This window comes from Kluyvera intermedia, from assembly GCF_021440345.1.
In the GTDB taxonomy this organism is placed as follows: domain Bacteria; phylum Pseudomonadota; class Gammaproteobacteria; order Enterobacterales; family Enterobacteriaceae; genus Kluyvera; species Kluyvera intermedia_A.
In genome coordinates, this window is the sequence record NZ_JAKCNS010000009.1 from 16,217 (window position 1) to 32,471 (window position 16,255).

Here is a 16,255-nt window from a genome sequence, read left to right on the forward strand (position 1 = left end):
ATCGAGGATGCCATGAAAAAATATGCTCTGGTCGGTACCGGGGGTCGTGCGGGTTTATATATTTCCGCGATTGGTGGAACCTGGCGTGATAATGCCAAAATGGTCGCGTTTTGCGATACCAATCAGACCCGAATGAATTACGCCAACACGTTATTGCAGAAAGAAGGCGCAGAGCCGGTATCCACCTGGAAAGCGGCACAGTTCGAAGAGATGATCCGCGAAACACACCCGGATATCGTCATCGTCACCACCATGGACCGCACCCACGATGATTACATCGTCCGGGCGCTGCAGGCGGGCTGCGATGTGATCACCGAAAAACCGATGACCATTGATGAAAAACGCGCGCTGCGTATTCTCGATGCCATCGAAGAGACCGGCCATACCGTGCGCGTGGCGTTTAACTATCGCTACGCGCCGCACCACAGCAAAGTGCGCGAACTGCTGATGCAGGGCGTGATTGGCAACGTCACTTCCGTTCACTTTGAGTGGCTGCTCAACACCGAGCATGGCGCGGATTACTTCCGTCGCTGGCACCGTGAAAAACGCAACAGCGGCGGCCTGCTGGTGCACAAATCCACCCACCACTTCGACCTGATGAACTTCTGGCTGGCCAGCTATCCAGAGCGCGTTTACGCCGAAGGCAGCCTGCAATTCTACGGCAAAGAAAATGCAGAAAAGCGCGGTGTCTCGCAGTTCTACCCGCGCACCCATGGCTATGCCGAAGCCAAAAACGATCCCTTCGCGCTGAATATGGCGGACAACGAACAGCTTAAAGCGCTGTACCTCGACGCCGAGCATGAAGACAACTATTTCCGCGACCAGAGCGTGTTTAGCGACGGCATCACCATCGAAGACACCCTGTCGGTGCTGGTGAAATACCAAAACCAAGTTCAGCTCACCTACTCACTCAATGCCTATCTGCCGTGGGAAGGACTGAACGTGGTGTTTAACGGCACCGAAGGCCGTCTGGAGATGAAAATCATCGAGAAATCCTACGTCAATGCCGGCGGTGAACGCGAAAACGAAGGCAGCCTGGAGCAGTGTGATATCACCGTCTTCCCGATGTTTGCCGAGCCGTGGAAAGCGGAGTTCAACTTGGGTGAAGGCGGACACGGCGGCGGTGACAACGCCATGCTGGCGGATTTGTTCGGCGAACCGGGCAACGACCCACTGCAGCGTGCAGCCGACCACCGTGCCGGCGCGATGTCTATTCTCACCGGGATTGCGGGCAATATCTCCATGCAGCAGCAGCGCCCGGTGAATTTTAAGGAGTTCGAGCTGGTTTCCCGCCTGGCGAAACGCTAAGCCCCTCGTTCCGGCGCGGCAGGAGGCTGCGCCGGGAAAGACGGTCAGTATTATGCTGTTACTCACCTGTTTAATAACAATATTTCTGCCTCTCCCCGGAGACAAGTAATGAACAAAATCGCATCAGGTGTCATCGCATCACTGTTACTTTCCTGTACCACTGCCTGGGCGCAGCAGCCCGTTGAATTACGCATGTCATGGTGGGGTGGCAACAGCCGCCACCAGTCAACGCTCAAGGCGCTGGAAGCCTTTGAGAAAACGTATCCCGAGATCAAAGTGAAGGCGGAATATACCGGCTGGGATGGGCATCTTTCACGCCTGACCACCCAAATGGCCAGCGGCACCGAGCCGGACGTAATGCAAACCAACTGGCCGTGGCTGATTATTTTTTCCAAAAATGGCGAGGGATATTACGACCTGAATAAGCTCAAAAATGAGCTGGATTTGAACCAGTATCAGGCCAAAGATTTACAGTCCACCACCATCAACGGCAAGCTCAACGGCCTGCCTATCTCGGTCAACGCGCCGGTGTTCTATTACAACGACGTCACCTGGAAAAAGGCCGGGCTGGCGTACCCGAAAACCTGGGATGAACTTTTTGCAGCCGGGAAAAGCTTCCAGCAGAAACTGGGCAAAAACTACTATCCGTACAGCATGGTCGATCAGGATGTCATCCTGCTGCTCAACGCCTACATGATGCAGAAATATCAGAAACCGATGTTCGACAGCCGCGGTAAATTTACCTGGAACGATGCGCAGTGGCAGGAAGCGTTCCGCTTTGTGAAACGCCTTAGCGATGACCACGTGGTGCCGTCGCCAAAAACGCTCTCTTCTTACGGCAAGGGCAATCTGTATGAAATGAAGCCGTGGATCAACGGTGAATGGGGCGGGACTTTTACCTGGAATATTTCCATTCGCATGTACATCAACAACCTCACGCCACCGGCCAAACTGGTGCTGGGCGATTACGTGATGCTGCCGGGCGTGACGGAGTCCGGCGTGTACTTCAAGACCGCGCAGATGTTCTCGGTGGCGAAGTCGAGCAAACACCCCAAAGAAGCGGCCATGCTGGTGAACTTCTTACTCAACGATCCGCAGGCTATTGAGGCGCTGGGCCTTGAGCGCGGCATTCCATTGAGTAAAACCGCCGAGACGCTGTTAACGCAAAAAGGCGTGATTGACCCTAACGATCCGGTTGTTGCCGGTTTACGACAGGCGCAATCGCTGCCCACCACCGTGGTCGCGACGCCCTATATTGAAGATTTGCAGGTGGTCGATCAATTTATGTCCGCGCGTGAAAAGCTCGATCAGGGTAAGCCTATCGCCCAGGTTGTCAGCGATTTTCGCCAGCAGGTTGAACGTATTGTTCGTCGTTTGAATCGTTAAGCCGTTCGTTGCTGGGTCGCGTTGCGCTGACCCAGCAGCAACCTAAAACATCAGCCAGCCAACCATCGGCGCGACCAGCACCATCACCACGCCAGACAACATCATCACCAGGCTCGCCACCACACCTTCCTGCGGGCCGAGTTCATACGAGCGCGCCGTCCCGGCACCGTGCGAGGCGGCACCAAAACCGGCGCCTTTTGCCATCCCTTCACGAATCGACAAACGCAGGAACAACACATCACCAATCGCCATGCCGAACACCCCGGTCACCACCACGAACAGCGCCACCAGCTCCGGTTGCCCACCGAGTGATTTTGCCGCCGCCAGCGCAAACGGCGTGGTGATGGAACGAACCGCCAGGCTGCGCTGAATCTCATCAGGCAGAGTAAACAACCGCGCTAGCCACACTGAGCTCGTTACCGCCACCACCGTGGCGGTAATCACGCCGGCGGAAAGTGACATCCAGTGGCGTTTAATAATCGCCAGGTTATCGTAAACCGGCACGGCAAACGCGATGGTCGCAGGGCCCAGCAGCCACAGCAGCCAGTGCGCCTCGCCCATATAGTTCTGATAGGAGATATGACCAAATACCAGCAGCAATACCAGCAGCACCGGGGTCAGTACCAGCGGCATTAGCGGCAGTTTACGAAAGCGGCGATACAGACGTTTATTGGCGAAATAGAGCACTAGCGTGATAACCAGACATGCCACGCTCAGCTGAAAGTTAGTCATGGTGCATCCGTTTCATCTCATAGCGATACACCTTGTCGACGACCCAGGCGGTCGCGCCCAACACCATCATCGTGCTCAACGCGATCACCAGGAAAATCCGCCAGCCGTCAATCATCAGCAGCTGCGCGTAATTCACCACCGCCACCACTGCCGGAACGAAAAACAACAGCATTTCCGCCAGCAGCCAGCGCGACCCGGCGCGAACCCATTTTAGCGGCACGATATGGCAGACAATCAGCGCCAGCAGCAGGATCATCCCCACGAGGTTGGCAGGCAGCGGCAGATTCCACCAGCTCACCAGATATTCAGCAAACACAAACAGTCCGGCGTACAGCAATACCTGCACCGGAATCTGAAGACGGTTTAAAACGGAGGGCACAACGCGCCCTAAGGCCTCAGCCATGGAGGGATGTCCAAAAAAATCACAGGCGCACAGTATAGTGAGACAACGATGATGACAGAAATGAATTAAACTCATCGGTAGCATAGTTTAGAGGCATAATCATGGACATAAGAACGCTACGCTACTTTGTCGAAGTCGTTCGTCAGCAGAGCTTTACCCGCGCCGCGGAGAAGCTGTTTGTGACGCAACCGACCATCAGCAAGATGCTCAAAAATCTGGAAGATGAGCTGAACTGCACCCTGCTCATTCGCGACGGCCGTAAGCTGTTAATGACCGATACCGGGCAGGTGGTGTTCGAGCGCGGGTTGGCGATTCTGGGCGAATTCCGGCAGCTGGAAGCTGAACTCAGCGATATCAATCACCTCAATAAAGGCGTGCTGCGGCTGGGTATTCCGCCGATGGTCGGTATGCTGATGGCGGGGCCCATTGGCCTGTTTCGCCAGCGCTACCCTGGCGTAGAGCTCAAGATTTCCGAATTTGGCGGCCTGACCGTGCAGCAGGCGGTAATCAACGGCGAGCTGGATTTAGCCATCACCGCGCTGCCGGTGGAAGAAGAGAGCGCCCTCACCACTCAGCCGCTGTTCAGCCATCCGCTGTGCGTGCTGGTACCGCGTTCCGGCGATTGGCTGGAGCAAACCTCGGTGTCACCGCAGCAGTTAGCGGCCCATCCGCTCCTGATTTATAACGAAGATTTCGCCCTTAGCCGCCAGCTCATGCAGCTGTTTACGCGGCACGACGTGAAGCCGCGGATTGCGGTACGCAGCGGACAATGGGATTTTCTCGCCGCCATGGTGCAGGCCGGCGTCGGTGTTGCCATTTTGCCGGAGCCTATTTGCCGCCGTTTGGATGCGAAAACCCTGCTTTGGCTGCCGCTGGAAAGCAAGCTGCGCTGGCAGTTAGGGATGATTTGGCGGGAAGGGGTGTATATGTCGCACAGCGCCCAGGCGTGGCTGAAGTGCTGCGAGGGATTTACGCTACCGTAATGCCCATTACCTGAGGGTTCTGGGCTTACCCGGCCAACGGAGAATGAACGATGGGCGGGTAAGGTGCAGCCGCTATTCGGCGGCCGCACAAGAACTCACTGACTAGGCATCTTCAATCAGCAAAGCTTCCAGCAGGTCGAGGTCATGCAGCAGCTTCTGCAAGGTCTCGTTGCTGATCTGCCGCGTGGCGCGCAGGTGGTACAGCTCACCGCGTTCAGAACGTAATGCGGCAAGACGGAAGCGGCGCTCCAGCTGCTCTTCCAGCATCGACGTTTCGACATCATTACGCCCATCAACCCGACGACGCAGGTTGCCGATGACGCGCGAACTGACCTCGGTCAGCAGCTGGTTATCGATATTCTCATCGGTATCCGCCGCCAGACGCTCTTCCATTTTCTGGATAGCGACAATCGCCACATCTGCCGTCGCCGCCCGCGCCAGCTGTTCTTCTTTGCGTTGCTGAACGTTGTCGGTCGACTCGATATGACGCAGCAGAATCGGCAGCGCAATCACACCAACGAACAGCGAGAACAGAATCACCCCGGCAGCAAGGAACACCAGCTCATAGCGCGCCGGAAATACATCGCCGGACGGTAATAGCAGCGGGATAGAGAGCACACCGGCAAGGGTAATCGCCCCGCGCACCCCGGCCACAGAAGAAATCAGCAGCTCGCGAGTGGTCCAGGAACCAAACTCCATCGGTTTCTTTTTCAGGAAGCGCTGGCTTAATTTGCGCATCGTCCACAGCCAGCCAAAACGCACCAGCATCAGCGCCGCGTAAATCAGGATGATATCGGTAAACAGCATCCAGGTTTCGACGTTCGGGTCGGCTTCAGCGGCCACCAGCGAGCTCTGGAGAATATCCGGCAGCTGCAGGCCCAACAGCAGGAATACCATGCCGTTAAACACAAACTCAAGCATCGCCCAGGTGCTGTTGGCGCGCAGGCGCATCGCCAGCGGCGCGGTGCGCATCACGCCGGAGCGGGTAATGGTCATCCCCGCAGCAACGGCCGCCAGGATACCGGATACGCCGATATGTTCGGCAATCAGATATGAAGCAAACGGCAGCAGGAACAGCAGCACAATCTGCGTGGCCGGCTCATCGCCGCCCCAGCGGCTGAGGAAACGCATTGAGCGCCCGTACAGCCAGCTGACCACGAAGCCCGCCAGGATGCCGCCAATGGCGACTTTCAGGAACTCGACCGTAGCACCGCCAACGGTAAAGACCATGGTTCCCATCGCTACCGCAACGGCAAATTTCAGCGATACCAGGCCGGAGGCGTCGTTCATCAACGCTTCGCCCTGCAAAATACCCATGATTTTTTTCGGGATGCGCCCTTCGCCGACAATCCCGGAGAGCGCGACCGCATCGGTCGGTGACAGCACCGCTGCCAGCGCAAAGGCCGGAATAAGCGGGATGCCCGGTACTATCCAGTAAATCAGGAAGCCAATCCCCACCACCGTCACCAGCACTAACGCCAGCGCCAGCCCGAGGATCTCCCTGCCGTGCTCGATAAATTCGCGCGTTGGCGTCTTCCAGCCGTCGGCAAACAGCAGCGGCGGGATGAACAGCACGAGAAACAGTTCAGGGTCAAATTCAACGTGCAAACCGAAGGTGGGCCACGCGAGCAGCGCGCCGATAGCAATTTGCATTAACGGAAGTGGGACCTGGAATGGCAGTACGCGTGTAACCACCCCAGACAGCGAAACCACGAGGGTCATGATGAGTATGGTGAAGAATATTTCCATGCGTTCCCTGTTTACAGCGTTGTCTTATTATTCAAAACATGAAGCGTCGTGCTTCTGATTATACGGTTTCCAGAGTAACGCAAAAGGAAACGAGGTGCGGCTGAAAATGGAAAAAAAGTCCCATTTTTCAGCCTGACTACCAACAAAAAACCCGCCAGCAGGCGGGTTTTTATGATGACGATGACGAGATTAAATCGCCCAGCCACCGGCGTAGAAGATAACCAGCGCCGCGGCGATCACCACGGTACCGATGTTCAGCTTGCGCCATTCGCCGGAGACCACGCGGCCGATGACCAGCGTCGCGAAGCCAATCATGATGCCGGTCACGATGTTACAGGTCAGGACGATCATCACCGCGGTGATAAGGCCAGACATCGCATCAACGAAATCGTTGAAATCGATACGCGCTACGTTGCTCAGCATCAGCAGACCCACGTACATCAGCGCCGGAGCGGTGGCATAACCTGGGACCAGGTAGGACAGCGGAGAGAGGAACAGAATCAGCAGGAACAGGATGCCGACGGTCACGGCGGTTAAACCGGTTTTACCGCCTGCCGCCGTACCCGCTGCGGATTCAATATAGACCGCCGCCGGAGCCGCACCTACCACTGCTGAGAACACGCTGCTCAGGGAGTCGGTGGTCAGCGCTTTACCGCCGTTGATGATCTGGCCGTCTTTATCCAGCAGGTTTGCCTGACCGGCTACCGCACGGATAGTCCCGGTGGCATCAAACACCGCGGTCATCACCAGCGCCAGAACGCTTGGCAGAACCACAGGATTCAGTGCGCCCATAATATCCAGGCTGCCGATCAGCGAGTGACCGTTCTCATCGCTCAGTGACGGCATCGCGAAGATACCGGAGAAGTGCACGTTCGGATCGAAAATCAGGCCCACAATGGAGACACCGATGATGGTCAGCAGAATCCCGCCTGGAACCTTCATTTTTTCCAGACCGATAATCATCGCCAGACCAATCAGCGTCATGATCACCGGGAAGCTGTCAAACTGACCCAGCGCCACCGGCAAACCGTCGATTGGGTTCTTAACTACCATGCCCACGCCGTTTGCCGCGATCAGCAGCAGGAACAGGCCAATACCGATGCCGGTACCGTGCGCAATGCCCTGCGGCAGATTGCGCAAAATCCAGCTACGAATCCCGGAAGCGGAGATGACGGTGAACAGCACCCCCATCAGGAATACGGCGCCCAGGGCAACCGGAATACTGATCTGCTGGCCTAGAACCAGGCTAAACGCGGTGAAGGCGGTCAGTGAAATGGCGCAGCCAATGGCCAAAGGCAGGTTCGCCCACAGCCCCATCACGATAGAACCCACACCGGCAACCAGACAGGTTGCCACGAAGACTGCCGCTGGCGGGAAACCGGCTTTACCCAGCATTCCTGGAACCACGATAACCGAGTAAACCATCGCCAGGAAAGTCGTAAGACCGGCGACAACCTCCTGACGAACGGAGCTACCACGTGCAGAAATTTTAAACCAGGCGTCTAACGAACCGCCGGTACGCGCTGAAGGCGTAGACATAGAAAACATCCCCTGAGAGTTTTTATCATTCGTTGGTCTGCGTGGTGGAACATCCACTGCCAGTTAAGCGTCATCTCCATGTGCTACGTTGCGGCAATAGGGGAGCCACAAAAAAGCAAACGATTAACTCCGCGCAGACAAAACGAGAATCGGATTCCTCATTTACGCGACTGCGCAATGAGGTGAGCCAGGTCATTTTCGGCGTAAGATGCGTCCGAAAATTCGAGGCAAACGATTATCTGGCTTTTATACCCTCTTTTTCAACAGAAGTTTGCCCTGCTTTATCAAAATTAACGATTGCCGATGAAGAAATGGTCAAGCCATGCGCAAACGTTATCGTGAATGCGCAATCTGGCAACAATTCTATGGCAAAAATGTCGCAATCCCCGGATGGGGATCGCGGCGGGTTATTCTTCTTCCAACAGGCGGGCGCCGGTGCCCTCTTCGCCCAACTTATCGCCAGGGTTACGCAACGGACAATCGCGCAGCGACATGCAGCCGCAGCCGATACAACCGTTCAACTGATCGCGCAGCGCTTCCATCGCGTGAATACGTTTATCCAGCTCTTCGCGCCACTGGGTGGTGAAATGCTTCCAGTCTTTCGGCCCCAGAGTATGGTTTTCCGGCAGGACGCTAAAAGAGTCGCCGATGGTCGACAGTGGAATGCCCAGCCGCTGAGCGATTTTTATGATCGCCACGTAGCGCAGAACATCGCGCTTATAGCGCCGCTGATTACCACTATTTCTTGTGCTGCGAATAAGCCCTTTGCTTTCATAAAAATGTAACGCTGATACCGCAACGCCAGTTCGTTTCGCTACATCGCCGGGTGAAAGCAGCGTTTTTATACGCGTCGATTTTTTTTCCATAATCCGCTTTACCTCAAGTTAACTTGAGGAATTATACTCGCCAGCAGAACAGAAATCGACGCAAAAATAGACAACGGGGAGAGCCTTATGTCCCATCGGGAAATTATTCAGACGCTAATTGAATGGATTGATGAACATATCGAGCAACCGCTTAACATCGATATCGTGGCGAAAAAATCAGGTTATTCGAAGTGGTACCTGCAGCGGATGTTCCGCACCGTGATGCATCAGACGCTGGGAGATTACATTCGCCAACGCCGTCTGCTGCTGGCAGCAGAAGCGCTACGCACCACCCAGCGCCCGATCTTTGATATCGCTATGGACCTTGGCTATGTCTCGCAGCAGACTTTCTCGCGCGTATTCCGCCGCGAGTTCGACCGTACGCCAACGGACTATCGTCACCAAATCTCCGCTTAACGCCCTTAGATTGCTGTCGCTGCGCCTGCGCGACAGCAACAAAACCATACAATAAATATGGTTAATGTGTTGACAAAAATCCCGCGCCTGCCTCTGGTGAATAAAACGACAAATGTGATATAGTTCACACTATCGATTGAAACAGGAACGCTGTTTCATCTCCGTTTTGAATGCCTTCAGATAGCCAGAGCGCCTCGGGCCTCAATAAACAATGCGCTGTCAGGGCAATGTCTTGTTTATTTTTGAGGATAAGGTCTCATGGTTTCCATTACCGCGGGCGTCGCGCTGTTACGCTGGCCGTTAACCAGCGCGGTACTGATGTTTATCGCCAGTACCCTGAAAATTCAACTTCGTAAATCAGACTACGCCGGGCTGGCGGTCATCAGCGGTATGCTGGGTGTCGCAGCGGCCTGTTGGTTTGCAACGGGGTTGTTGGGTATTACGCTGGTCGATATCAGCACCATCCTGAACAATATCAAAGATGTGATGGTTGAAGTCATGAGCCACGCGCCGCCGGAATGGCCTGTCGCGATGTACTAAGCGCCGACCACCGTGCATAAACCCCTATTTTTCGGGGTTTTTTATTGCCTGAATCCCGCGAGAAAAAGCCCTGGCAACCCCAGGCTTTTTACTCCCGCTCGACTAAAATTAAGGGATGCGCCCTGCGGAGTGCCGCACCATGAACGCCATCCCTTTTCATCGTTTCATTATCCCCTGTCTTAGCGCCCTGCTGCTGGCCTTTCCTGCCTATGCCGCCCAGGAAACAAAAGCGGCCGCCGACACCTTAGAGGTGAACACCGAGACCATCATGCAACCCTGGAAAGGCGACCTCCCAGGCATGCTCGACAGGCGGGTGATCCGAGTACTAACGACCTACAGCAAGACGTTCTTTTTCATCAACAAAGGCCAACAGCGCGGGGCAACCCACGATATATTTGCGGCCTATGAGCGCAGCCTGAACGCGCAATTAGCCAAAGATAAAAAGCTCAAACAGCGGCATCTAAAAGTGCGCATTATCTTCGTACCAGTGACGCGGGATACGCTGTTTACCGCGCTTAATGAGGGTAAAGGGGATATCGCCGCGGCCAACCTGACCATCACATCCGCGCGCCAAAAAGAGGTCGCCTTCACCGACCCGCTCTACAGTGGAATTCAGGAACTGCTGATCTCCGGCCCCAGCTCGCCGACGGTGAAAAGCGTGGACGATCTCGCCGGTAAAACGGTATTTGTGCGTCAGTCATCAAGCTATTACGAGAGCCTGCTCGCCCTGAACGCGCGTTTCAGCAAAGAAAAACGGCCCCCGGTGATTATCAAACCCGCCCCTGAAGCGCTGGAAGATGAAGACCTGCTGGAGATGCTCAACGCCGGGCTGATTCCGTTGACCGTGGTCGATCGCCACAAAGCGCTATTCTGGAAACAGGTTTTCCCGAAAATTACGGTGCATGAGGATGTGGTACTGCGCGATGACGGCAGCATTGCCTGGGCCGTCCGCAAAGACAATCCGTTGCTGCTGACCGAGCTCAATCACTTTGTGAAAGACCATCGCCAGGGCAGCACGCTGGGCAACACGCTGCTGCTGCGCTATCTAAAAAGCGCCAAATACGTCAAAAATGCCGCCGCCGAAAAAGAGCGGCGCAAGTTTTTGAAAATGGTCGAGGTGTTCAGGAAATACGGCGATCGTTACGACGTCGACTGGCTGCTGATGGCCGCCCAGGGCTACCAGGAGTCGAGGCTCGATCAGTCGGTGCGCAGCCATGTCGGTGCTATCGGCGTGATGCAGGTGATGCCAAAAACCGGTAAAGAACTGAAGGTTGGCGATATCAAGCAGCTCGACCCGAACATTCACGCTGGGGTGAAATATATGCGCTGGATGATCGACCGCTACTACGGCGACCAGCCAATGACCCAGCTGGACAAAGCCTTATTCTCGTTCGCCTCCTACAACGCCGGCCCTGCGCGTATCGCTCGCCTTCGGGCCGAAACCCAAAAACGCGGCTTTGACCCCAACATCTGGTTTGGCAACGTGGAGAATCTCGCCGCCGAAAAGATTGGCGCCGAAACGGTAACCTACGTCAGTAATATCTATAAATACTACATCGCCTACCGACTGATTCTCGACGAAATGAACCGTAAGCGAGCGGCAACGGGCAAACCGCCCATTATCCCGGCGGCCGATAAAAGTGCCTGACCGACCATCCTGATAAGCGCTGCGCCATCCGGCATTTTCAGCTCCGCCGGATGGCAGCAAAACGGCTGCCCTGCCGCGCTTAACGTATCTGCTGTGCGCGAACGCCCTGCAAACGGCGCAGCGTAATGGTGCTGGCACCTTTGTATGCATCCTTGATGTGCGCAGAAATCAGCGCCACGGCCCGTTCCTCATCCCGCTGCTCAATGGCGTCCAGCAGTTCCGCGTGTTCCTTGTAGGTTTGCGCGATTCGCGTTTCATATTCAAAGTCGAGCCGACGCATGATGCGGATGCGGTTGGTGATGTTGGTCAGGATCGTGGCCAATTCCCGGTTGCCCGCCGCCTCGGTCAGGGCGATGTGAAACTGCTCATCTAAAGAGGCGATATTATCGCACTCCAGAAGTTGAGCTTCCGGCGTAACCACCCAAATAGCCTTGAGGCTCGCCAGTACATCCCGGTTGACCTTCGGTGATGGCGAGCTGCACAGGCTTCTGACCGAATTCATCTCGATCAGCGCGCGCGTCTCATAGAGATCCTCATACACGTCGAAATCTATCGGGAAGACCTCCCAGCCGTTACGCAAGCAGCGCCGTACCAGACCTTCATTTTGCAGCAGCAGCAGCGCTTCACGTACCGGCGTGCGGGAGCATCCCAGGCGACGGGCAATGTCCACCTCGGTAAAGCGGTCGCCGGGCAGGAGAACGAATTGGTAAATTTCCTGCCGCAGCTGCAGGTAGACACGTTCCGAATGTGCCAGCAGCGGCGTGGGTTCAGATGTCATTGCCGTCATGGGATACTCCGCAATTAGCTATGCTGGCGGATAAACCGCGCACGCCAGGGTTTTAATACACACAGTGCCAGCCCGGCAGTGATGAAATCAAGGGCTATCGCACAGCCAAAGACCACGTGCCAACCCTGCGTGTGTTGATACAGCAGCGCCGCCAGCGGCCCACCAAAAATGGAGCCAATGCCCTGTGAAATATACAGCCAGCCGTAGTTAGAGGCGGCATGTTCGCTGCCAAAGGTATCGGTTAACGTCGATGGGAACAGGGAGAAAATTTCACCCCAGCCGAAAAATACCACGCCGGAGAGCAGCACAAACAGCAGTGGATCTTCGCGGCAGGCCAGCCACAACGTCATGGCGCAGCCTTCCAGCGCAAAGGCGATAAACATGGTTTTCTCGCGGCCGTAGCGGTCGGAAATAAACCCAAACAGCGGGCGCGTTAAGCCGTTGGTGAAACGATCGATGGTCAGCGCCAGCGGCAGCGCCGCCATGCCGAACACCACCGCTTTGCTGATACCAAAGTCCTCCGCAAACACCGCCATTTGTGACGTCACCATCAAGCCGGAAGTCGACATCATCGCCATCATCGCAAACATCAGCCAGAACAGCGGCTGGCGTAGCATCTCCCGCGAATTGAACTGACGAGTGCTTTGCGCAACTTTGCGGCTGACCGGCATCGCCGCCATGCTCGGCGGTAGACTTAACCCCTGGCTTGCCAGCAGGCCAACGGCGGCAAAAATCAGACCGAACACCGTCATCGTCTGCTCAAGGCCATAGCTGCCCAGCGAAATCGCAATGGGGAAAGTGGTTAAAATCGCCCCCATTCCGTACCCAGCCGCGACGGCGCCGGCGGCAAAGCCGCGGTTTTGCGGGAACCATTTCACCATCAGCCCCACCACGCCGATATAGACAATCCCGGTGCCCAAGCCGCCAATACAGCCATACACCAGATACAGCGCCATCAGGCCGTTAATATGCGCGGAAAGCACCCAGCTCAAACCGGCCATCACGGTACCGATAGAGATCAGCAGACGCGGGCCAAAGCGCTCTACCAGACGCCCCTGGAACGGCGAAAAGAAGGTCTGCAGAATAATCAGCAGCGAGAACGTCACCTGCAGTTCCGGTAATCCTACGCCCAGCTTTTCGGTCAGCGGTTTGGTCAACAATGTCCAGACATACTGCGGGCTGGAGATGGATGCCATGCAGATAAGGCCGAGGATCAGCTGCGTCCATTTGCCAAATTTTGGCGCTACCAAAGGTTCTCTAAGAACGGTCATATTACGCTCCAATAGACGAAAAAAAGTTGCCAGAAAGCGGGCGCGCATCGCGCACCTCATCATTCCTGCAATGTTTCTTTTGGAAAATGCTGGGGTTACCAGCGGGCTACGCCACCGTCACTGCGTGGGTCGCTGCCGCCTTCCAGCATGCCGTTGCGATGCCGGAGAATAGCTCCGGCATGCCCCATGAGGTCGTCATAAGGGGGGTAGATCTCGACGTCATGGCCGTACTGTTTGAGGGTGTCGGTAGTCGCCGCTCTATGACGGCTTTCAATCTTGAGAGTGTCGCTGCTTTCACCCCAGGTGCGGCCGAGGAGCCAGCGCGGGGCGGTGATGGCCGCCTGAGGCGTCATATTCTGGTAGACAATACGGTCAAAGACCGCCGCCAGCGTTTGCGGTTGCCCGTCGCCGCCCATGCTGCCGTAAACCAGCACCCCGCCGTCGGCAAGCCGTGCCAGCGCGGGGTTGAGGGTATGAAACGGGAGTCGCCCCGGTTGCAGTGGGTTGGTCGCGTTGGGATCCAGCGAGAAGCTGCTGCCGCGGTTTTGCCAGATGACGCCGCTGTCCGGTAGGATCACCGCACTGCCAAATTCGTGGTAAATGCTCTGGATAAAGCTGACGGCGGTCCCCGAGCCATCGATAACACCCATCCAGATGGTATCGGCCGGGCCGCGTCCTTTGCCCCACGGCAACGCGCGATCGACGACGATCTGCGCGCTCAGCTCACGAATACTGTCGGCGGTCAGTAAGGACTGCGGATCGAGTGTCATGTGGGCGGGATCGGTGATATGGCTATCGCGCAAGTTAAAGGCCAGCTTGGTGGCCTCCACGCACTGATGAATAAAGTCGGCCTCGTCAGTTATCACGCCCTTTTTACGCTGCTGTTCAAGAATGCCGGTGATGAGCAATGACACCAGCCCCTGCGACGGCGGCGGCAGGTTATAGACCGTTCCCACATCGGTTTGCAGCGCCAGCGGTTTCACCTGCGAGGCGCAGAAGCGGTCGAAGTCAGTAAAACGCAGCAGGCTGCCTGCGGCCTCCAGCTCAGCGCTCATCAACCGCGCGGTTTCACCGTGGTAGAAATCCGCCAATCCATTGGTCGCCAATCGCTCAAGCGTGTTTGCCAGTGCGGGTTGCAGGAGCAGTTCATTTACATCTAACGCTTCGCCAGTTGAGGCAAACAGGCTGCAAAAACCGGGATGCTGACGCAGCTGATCCAGCCGCGAGGTGATTTGCTGATGCAGGCCGGGCGAAACCGGTACGCCCCGGCGCGCGTAGTGGATGGCATCTTTTAACAGCCGAGGCAAAGGAAGAGATTTATTCGCCGTATTTTGCTCAGCCCACGCCAGCGCCTGTTCCCAGCCGGATACCGTACCAGCCACGGTGTTGGCTGCCAGCGGCCCACGCACGGGAATGTGCTGATAGCCTGCCTGGCGGTAAAAATCGAGGCTCGCTTTTTCTGCCGCAAACCCACAGGCCTGAATCGCCACCGGCTCTTGCCCCGGTGTGGAAATCAACCAAAAGCCGTCACCGCCAATGCCATTCATGTGCGGGTAGACCACGGCAATGGTGGCAGCCGCCGCGACCATCGCTTCAACCGCGTTGCCGCCATCGCGCAGCACCGCTACCGCGCTTTCCGCAGCCAGCGAGTGCGGCGCCACGGCCATCCCCTGCATACATTTTGCTGATTGGTAATGAGTCATTGCCGGTCACCTTGCCTACATGAGTGTATACATCAATGTAGGCACAAACCGTGCCAGTTATCATTTTCTTTATTTATCTGAATGTTACGAGATTAAGTCGCTTTGGGTGACTTTTTTTGGCGGGCAATGCACGCACCGAAACGGTGCCGATGTGGGTTCATGGTGCGCAATTCAGCGGGAGGGATAAACAAAAAACCCTGCCGAAGCAGGGTTTCATATTCCAGGTTAGCGAAGCGCTAATCTTAGAATGGGATGTCGTCGTCGAAGTCCATTGGCGGTTCGTTAGACGGTGCCGGAGCGGACTGCTGCTGCGGACGGGACTGCGCGCCGCCGCTGAACTGGTTGCCGCCCTGTGGCTGCTGAGGCTGACCCCAACCGCCCTGCTGCTGCTGGCCGCCACCTGCTGGTGCTGCGCCGCCGCCCTGACGGCCACCGAGCATCTGCATGGTGCCGCCGACGTTAACCACCACTTCAGTAGTGTATTTTTCTGCGCCGGCCTGATCGGTCCATTTGCGAGTACGCAGCTGGCCTTCAATATAAACCTGAGAGCCTTTACGCAGGTATTCACCCGCAACTTCCGCCAGCTTGCCAAACAGCACAACGCGGTGCCATTCGGTCTGCTCTTTCATTTCACCGGTCGCTTTATCACGCCAGGATTCGGAAGTAGCCAGCGTAATGTTGGCAACTGCGCCACCATTCGGCATGTAGCGCACTTCCGGGTCCTGGCCCAGGTTACCGACGAGAATCACCTTGTTTACGCCTCTGCTGGCCATGTTTGTCTCTCCTGAAAATGTATCTTGATTAAGTGTAAACGCGCCAGTGTATCATTTCCAGACCGTATTTTAATAGCCGCGATGCATATTCCAGTAAACATCTCGTCACTCTACAATTTTTCATCGACCACCCGAATCGGCATTCTAATA

General features: G+C 56.1%; 15 protein-coding genes. 6 read left to right on the forward strand and 9 right to left on the reverse strand.

Going from position 1 to position 16,255, the window contains the following annotated elements; genetic code table 11:
* The first annotated feature begins 12 nt into the window (after positions 1 to 12).
* Positions 13 to 1,308, forward strand: a complete 1,296-nt coding sequence (locus LZ634_RS02235; RefSeq protein WP_234502106.1) for a Gfo/Idh/MocA family protein — start codon at positions 13 to 15, stop codon at positions 1,306 to 1,308.
* 108 nt (positions 1,309 to 1,416) lie between these two features.
* A complete protein-coding gene (locus LZ634_RS02240; RefSeq protein ID WP_234502107.1) occupies positions 1,417 to 2,694 on the forward strand; it encodes an ABC transporter substrate-binding protein in 1,278 nt (425 codons plus the stop codon).
* A 42-nt stretch (positions 2,695 to 2,736) separates the two neighbouring features.
* Here LZ634_RS02240 and LZ634_RS02245 read toward each other — a convergent pair whose 3' ends face one another.
* Both LZ634_RS02245 and LZ634_RS02250 read right to left on the reverse strand, forming a co-directional pair.
* Positions 2,737 to 3,426, reverse strand: a complete 690-nt coding sequence (locus tag LZ634_RS02245; protein WP_052281851.1) for an LrgB family protein — start codon at positions 3,424 to 3,426, stop codon at positions 2,737 to 2,739.
* The gene (locus LZ634_RS02250; protein WP_234502108.1) at positions 3,419 to 3,829 is read right to left on the reverse strand and encodes a CidA/LrgA family protein; all 411 of its coding nucleotides are present in this window, start codon (positions 3,827 to 3,829) and stop codon (positions 3,419 to 3,421) included. The genes LZ634_RS02245 and LZ634_RS02250 overlap by 8 nt, the downstream gene beginning before the upstream one ends.
* Positions 3,830 to 3,930: 101 nt before the next feature.
* On the opposite strand from LZ634_RS02250, the gene LZ634_RS02255 reads away from it, so the two are divergent.
* Positions 3,931 to 4,812 carry a LysR family transcriptional regulator gene (locus LZ634_RS02255; RefSeq protein ID WP_234502109.1) on the forward strand — a complete coding sequence of 294 codons (882 nt, stop codon included), beginning with the start codon at positions 3,931 to 3,933 and terminating at the stop codon, positions 4,810 to 4,812.
* Between the two features lie 102 nt (positions 4,813 to 4,914).
* On the opposite strand, the gene LZ634_RS02260 is transcribed toward LZ634_RS02255, so the two are convergent.
* The 3 genes from LZ634_RS02260 to soxR all read right to left on the reverse strand — a co-directional run bounded on the left by LZ634_RS02260 (position 4,915) and on the right by soxR (position 8,966).
* A complete protein-coding gene (locus tag LZ634_RS02260; RefSeq protein ID WP_234502110.1) occupies positions 4,915 to 6,561 on the reverse strand; it encodes a Na+/H+ antiporter in 1,647 nt (548 codons plus the stop codon).
* Positions 6,562 to 6,750: 189 nt separating this feature from the next.
* On the reverse strand, positions 6,751 to 8,100 hold the full coding sequence (locus LZ634_RS02265; RefSeq protein WP_234502111.1) for an NCS2 family permease: 1,350 nt from the start codon (positions 8,098 to 8,100) through the stop codon (positions 6,751 to 6,753).
* Positions 8,101 to 8,507: 407 nt separating this feature from the next.
* Positions 8,508 to 8,966, reverse strand: a complete 459-nt coding sequence (soxR, locus tag LZ634_RS02270) for a redox-sensitive transcriptional activator SoxR (protein WP_234502112.1) — start codon at positions 8,964 to 8,966, stop codon at positions 8,508 to 8,510.
* Positions 8,967 to 9,053: 87 nt separating this feature from the next.
* Here soxR and soxS point away from each other — a divergent pair, with 87 nt between their 5' ends.
* From soxS to LZ634_RS02285, 3 genes are all read left to right on the forward strand, one after another.
* Positions 9,054 to 9,383: a superoxide response transcriptional regulator SoxS gene (gene soxS, locus LZ634_RS02275; protein ID WP_052281845.1), complete on the forward strand. Its 330-nt coding sequence runs from the start codon at positions 9,054 to 9,056 to the stop codon at positions 9,381 to 9,383.
* Positions 9,384 to 9,641: 258 nt separating this feature from the next.
* A complete protein-coding gene (locus LZ634_RS02280) occupies positions 9,642 to 9,923 on the forward strand; it encodes a YjcB family protein (protein WP_052281844.1) in 282 nt (93 codons plus the stop codon).
* Positions 9,924 to 10,062: 139 nt separating this feature from the next.
* Entirely contained in the window at positions 10,063 to 11,571 is a 1,509-nt protein-coding gene (locus tag LZ634_RS02285) for a lytic transglycosylase F (RefSeq protein WP_234502113.1), read from the forward strand.
* A 79-nt stretch (positions 11,572 to 11,650) separates the two neighbouring features.
* Here the strand turns inward: LZ634_RS02285 and LZ634_RS02290 are convergent, their stop codons facing one another.
* From LZ634_RS02290 to ssb1, 4 genes are all read right to left on the reverse strand, one after another.
* Positions 11,651 to 12,358: a GntR family transcriptional regulator gene (locus LZ634_RS02290; RefSeq protein WP_234502114.1), complete on the reverse strand. Its 708-nt coding sequence runs from the start codon at positions 12,356 to 12,358 to the stop codon at positions 11,651 to 11,653.
* A 14-nt stretch (positions 12,359 to 12,372) separates the two neighbouring features.
* Positions 12,373 to 13,677 (reverse strand): oxalate/formate MFS antiporter, encoded by a 1,305-nt coding sequence (oxlT, locus tag LZ634_RS02295; RefSeq protein ID WP_234502115.1) that lies wholly within the window; start codon positions 13,675 to 13,677, stop codon positions 12,373 to 12,375.
* A 47-nt stretch (positions 13,678 to 13,724) separates the two neighbouring features.
* Entirely contained in the window at positions 13,725 to 15,332 is a 1,608-nt protein-coding gene (locus tag LZ634_RS02300; RefSeq protein WP_234502116.1) for a gamma-glutamyltransferase family protein, read from the reverse strand.
* A gap of 242 nt (positions 15,333 to 15,574) precedes the next feature.
* Entirely contained in the window at positions 15,575 to 16,105 is a 531-nt protein-coding gene (ssb1, locus tag LZ634_RS02305; RefSeq protein WP_234502117.1) for a single-stranded DNA-binding protein SSB1, read from the reverse strand.
* Positions 16,106 to 16,255: the final 150 nt, after the last annotated feature.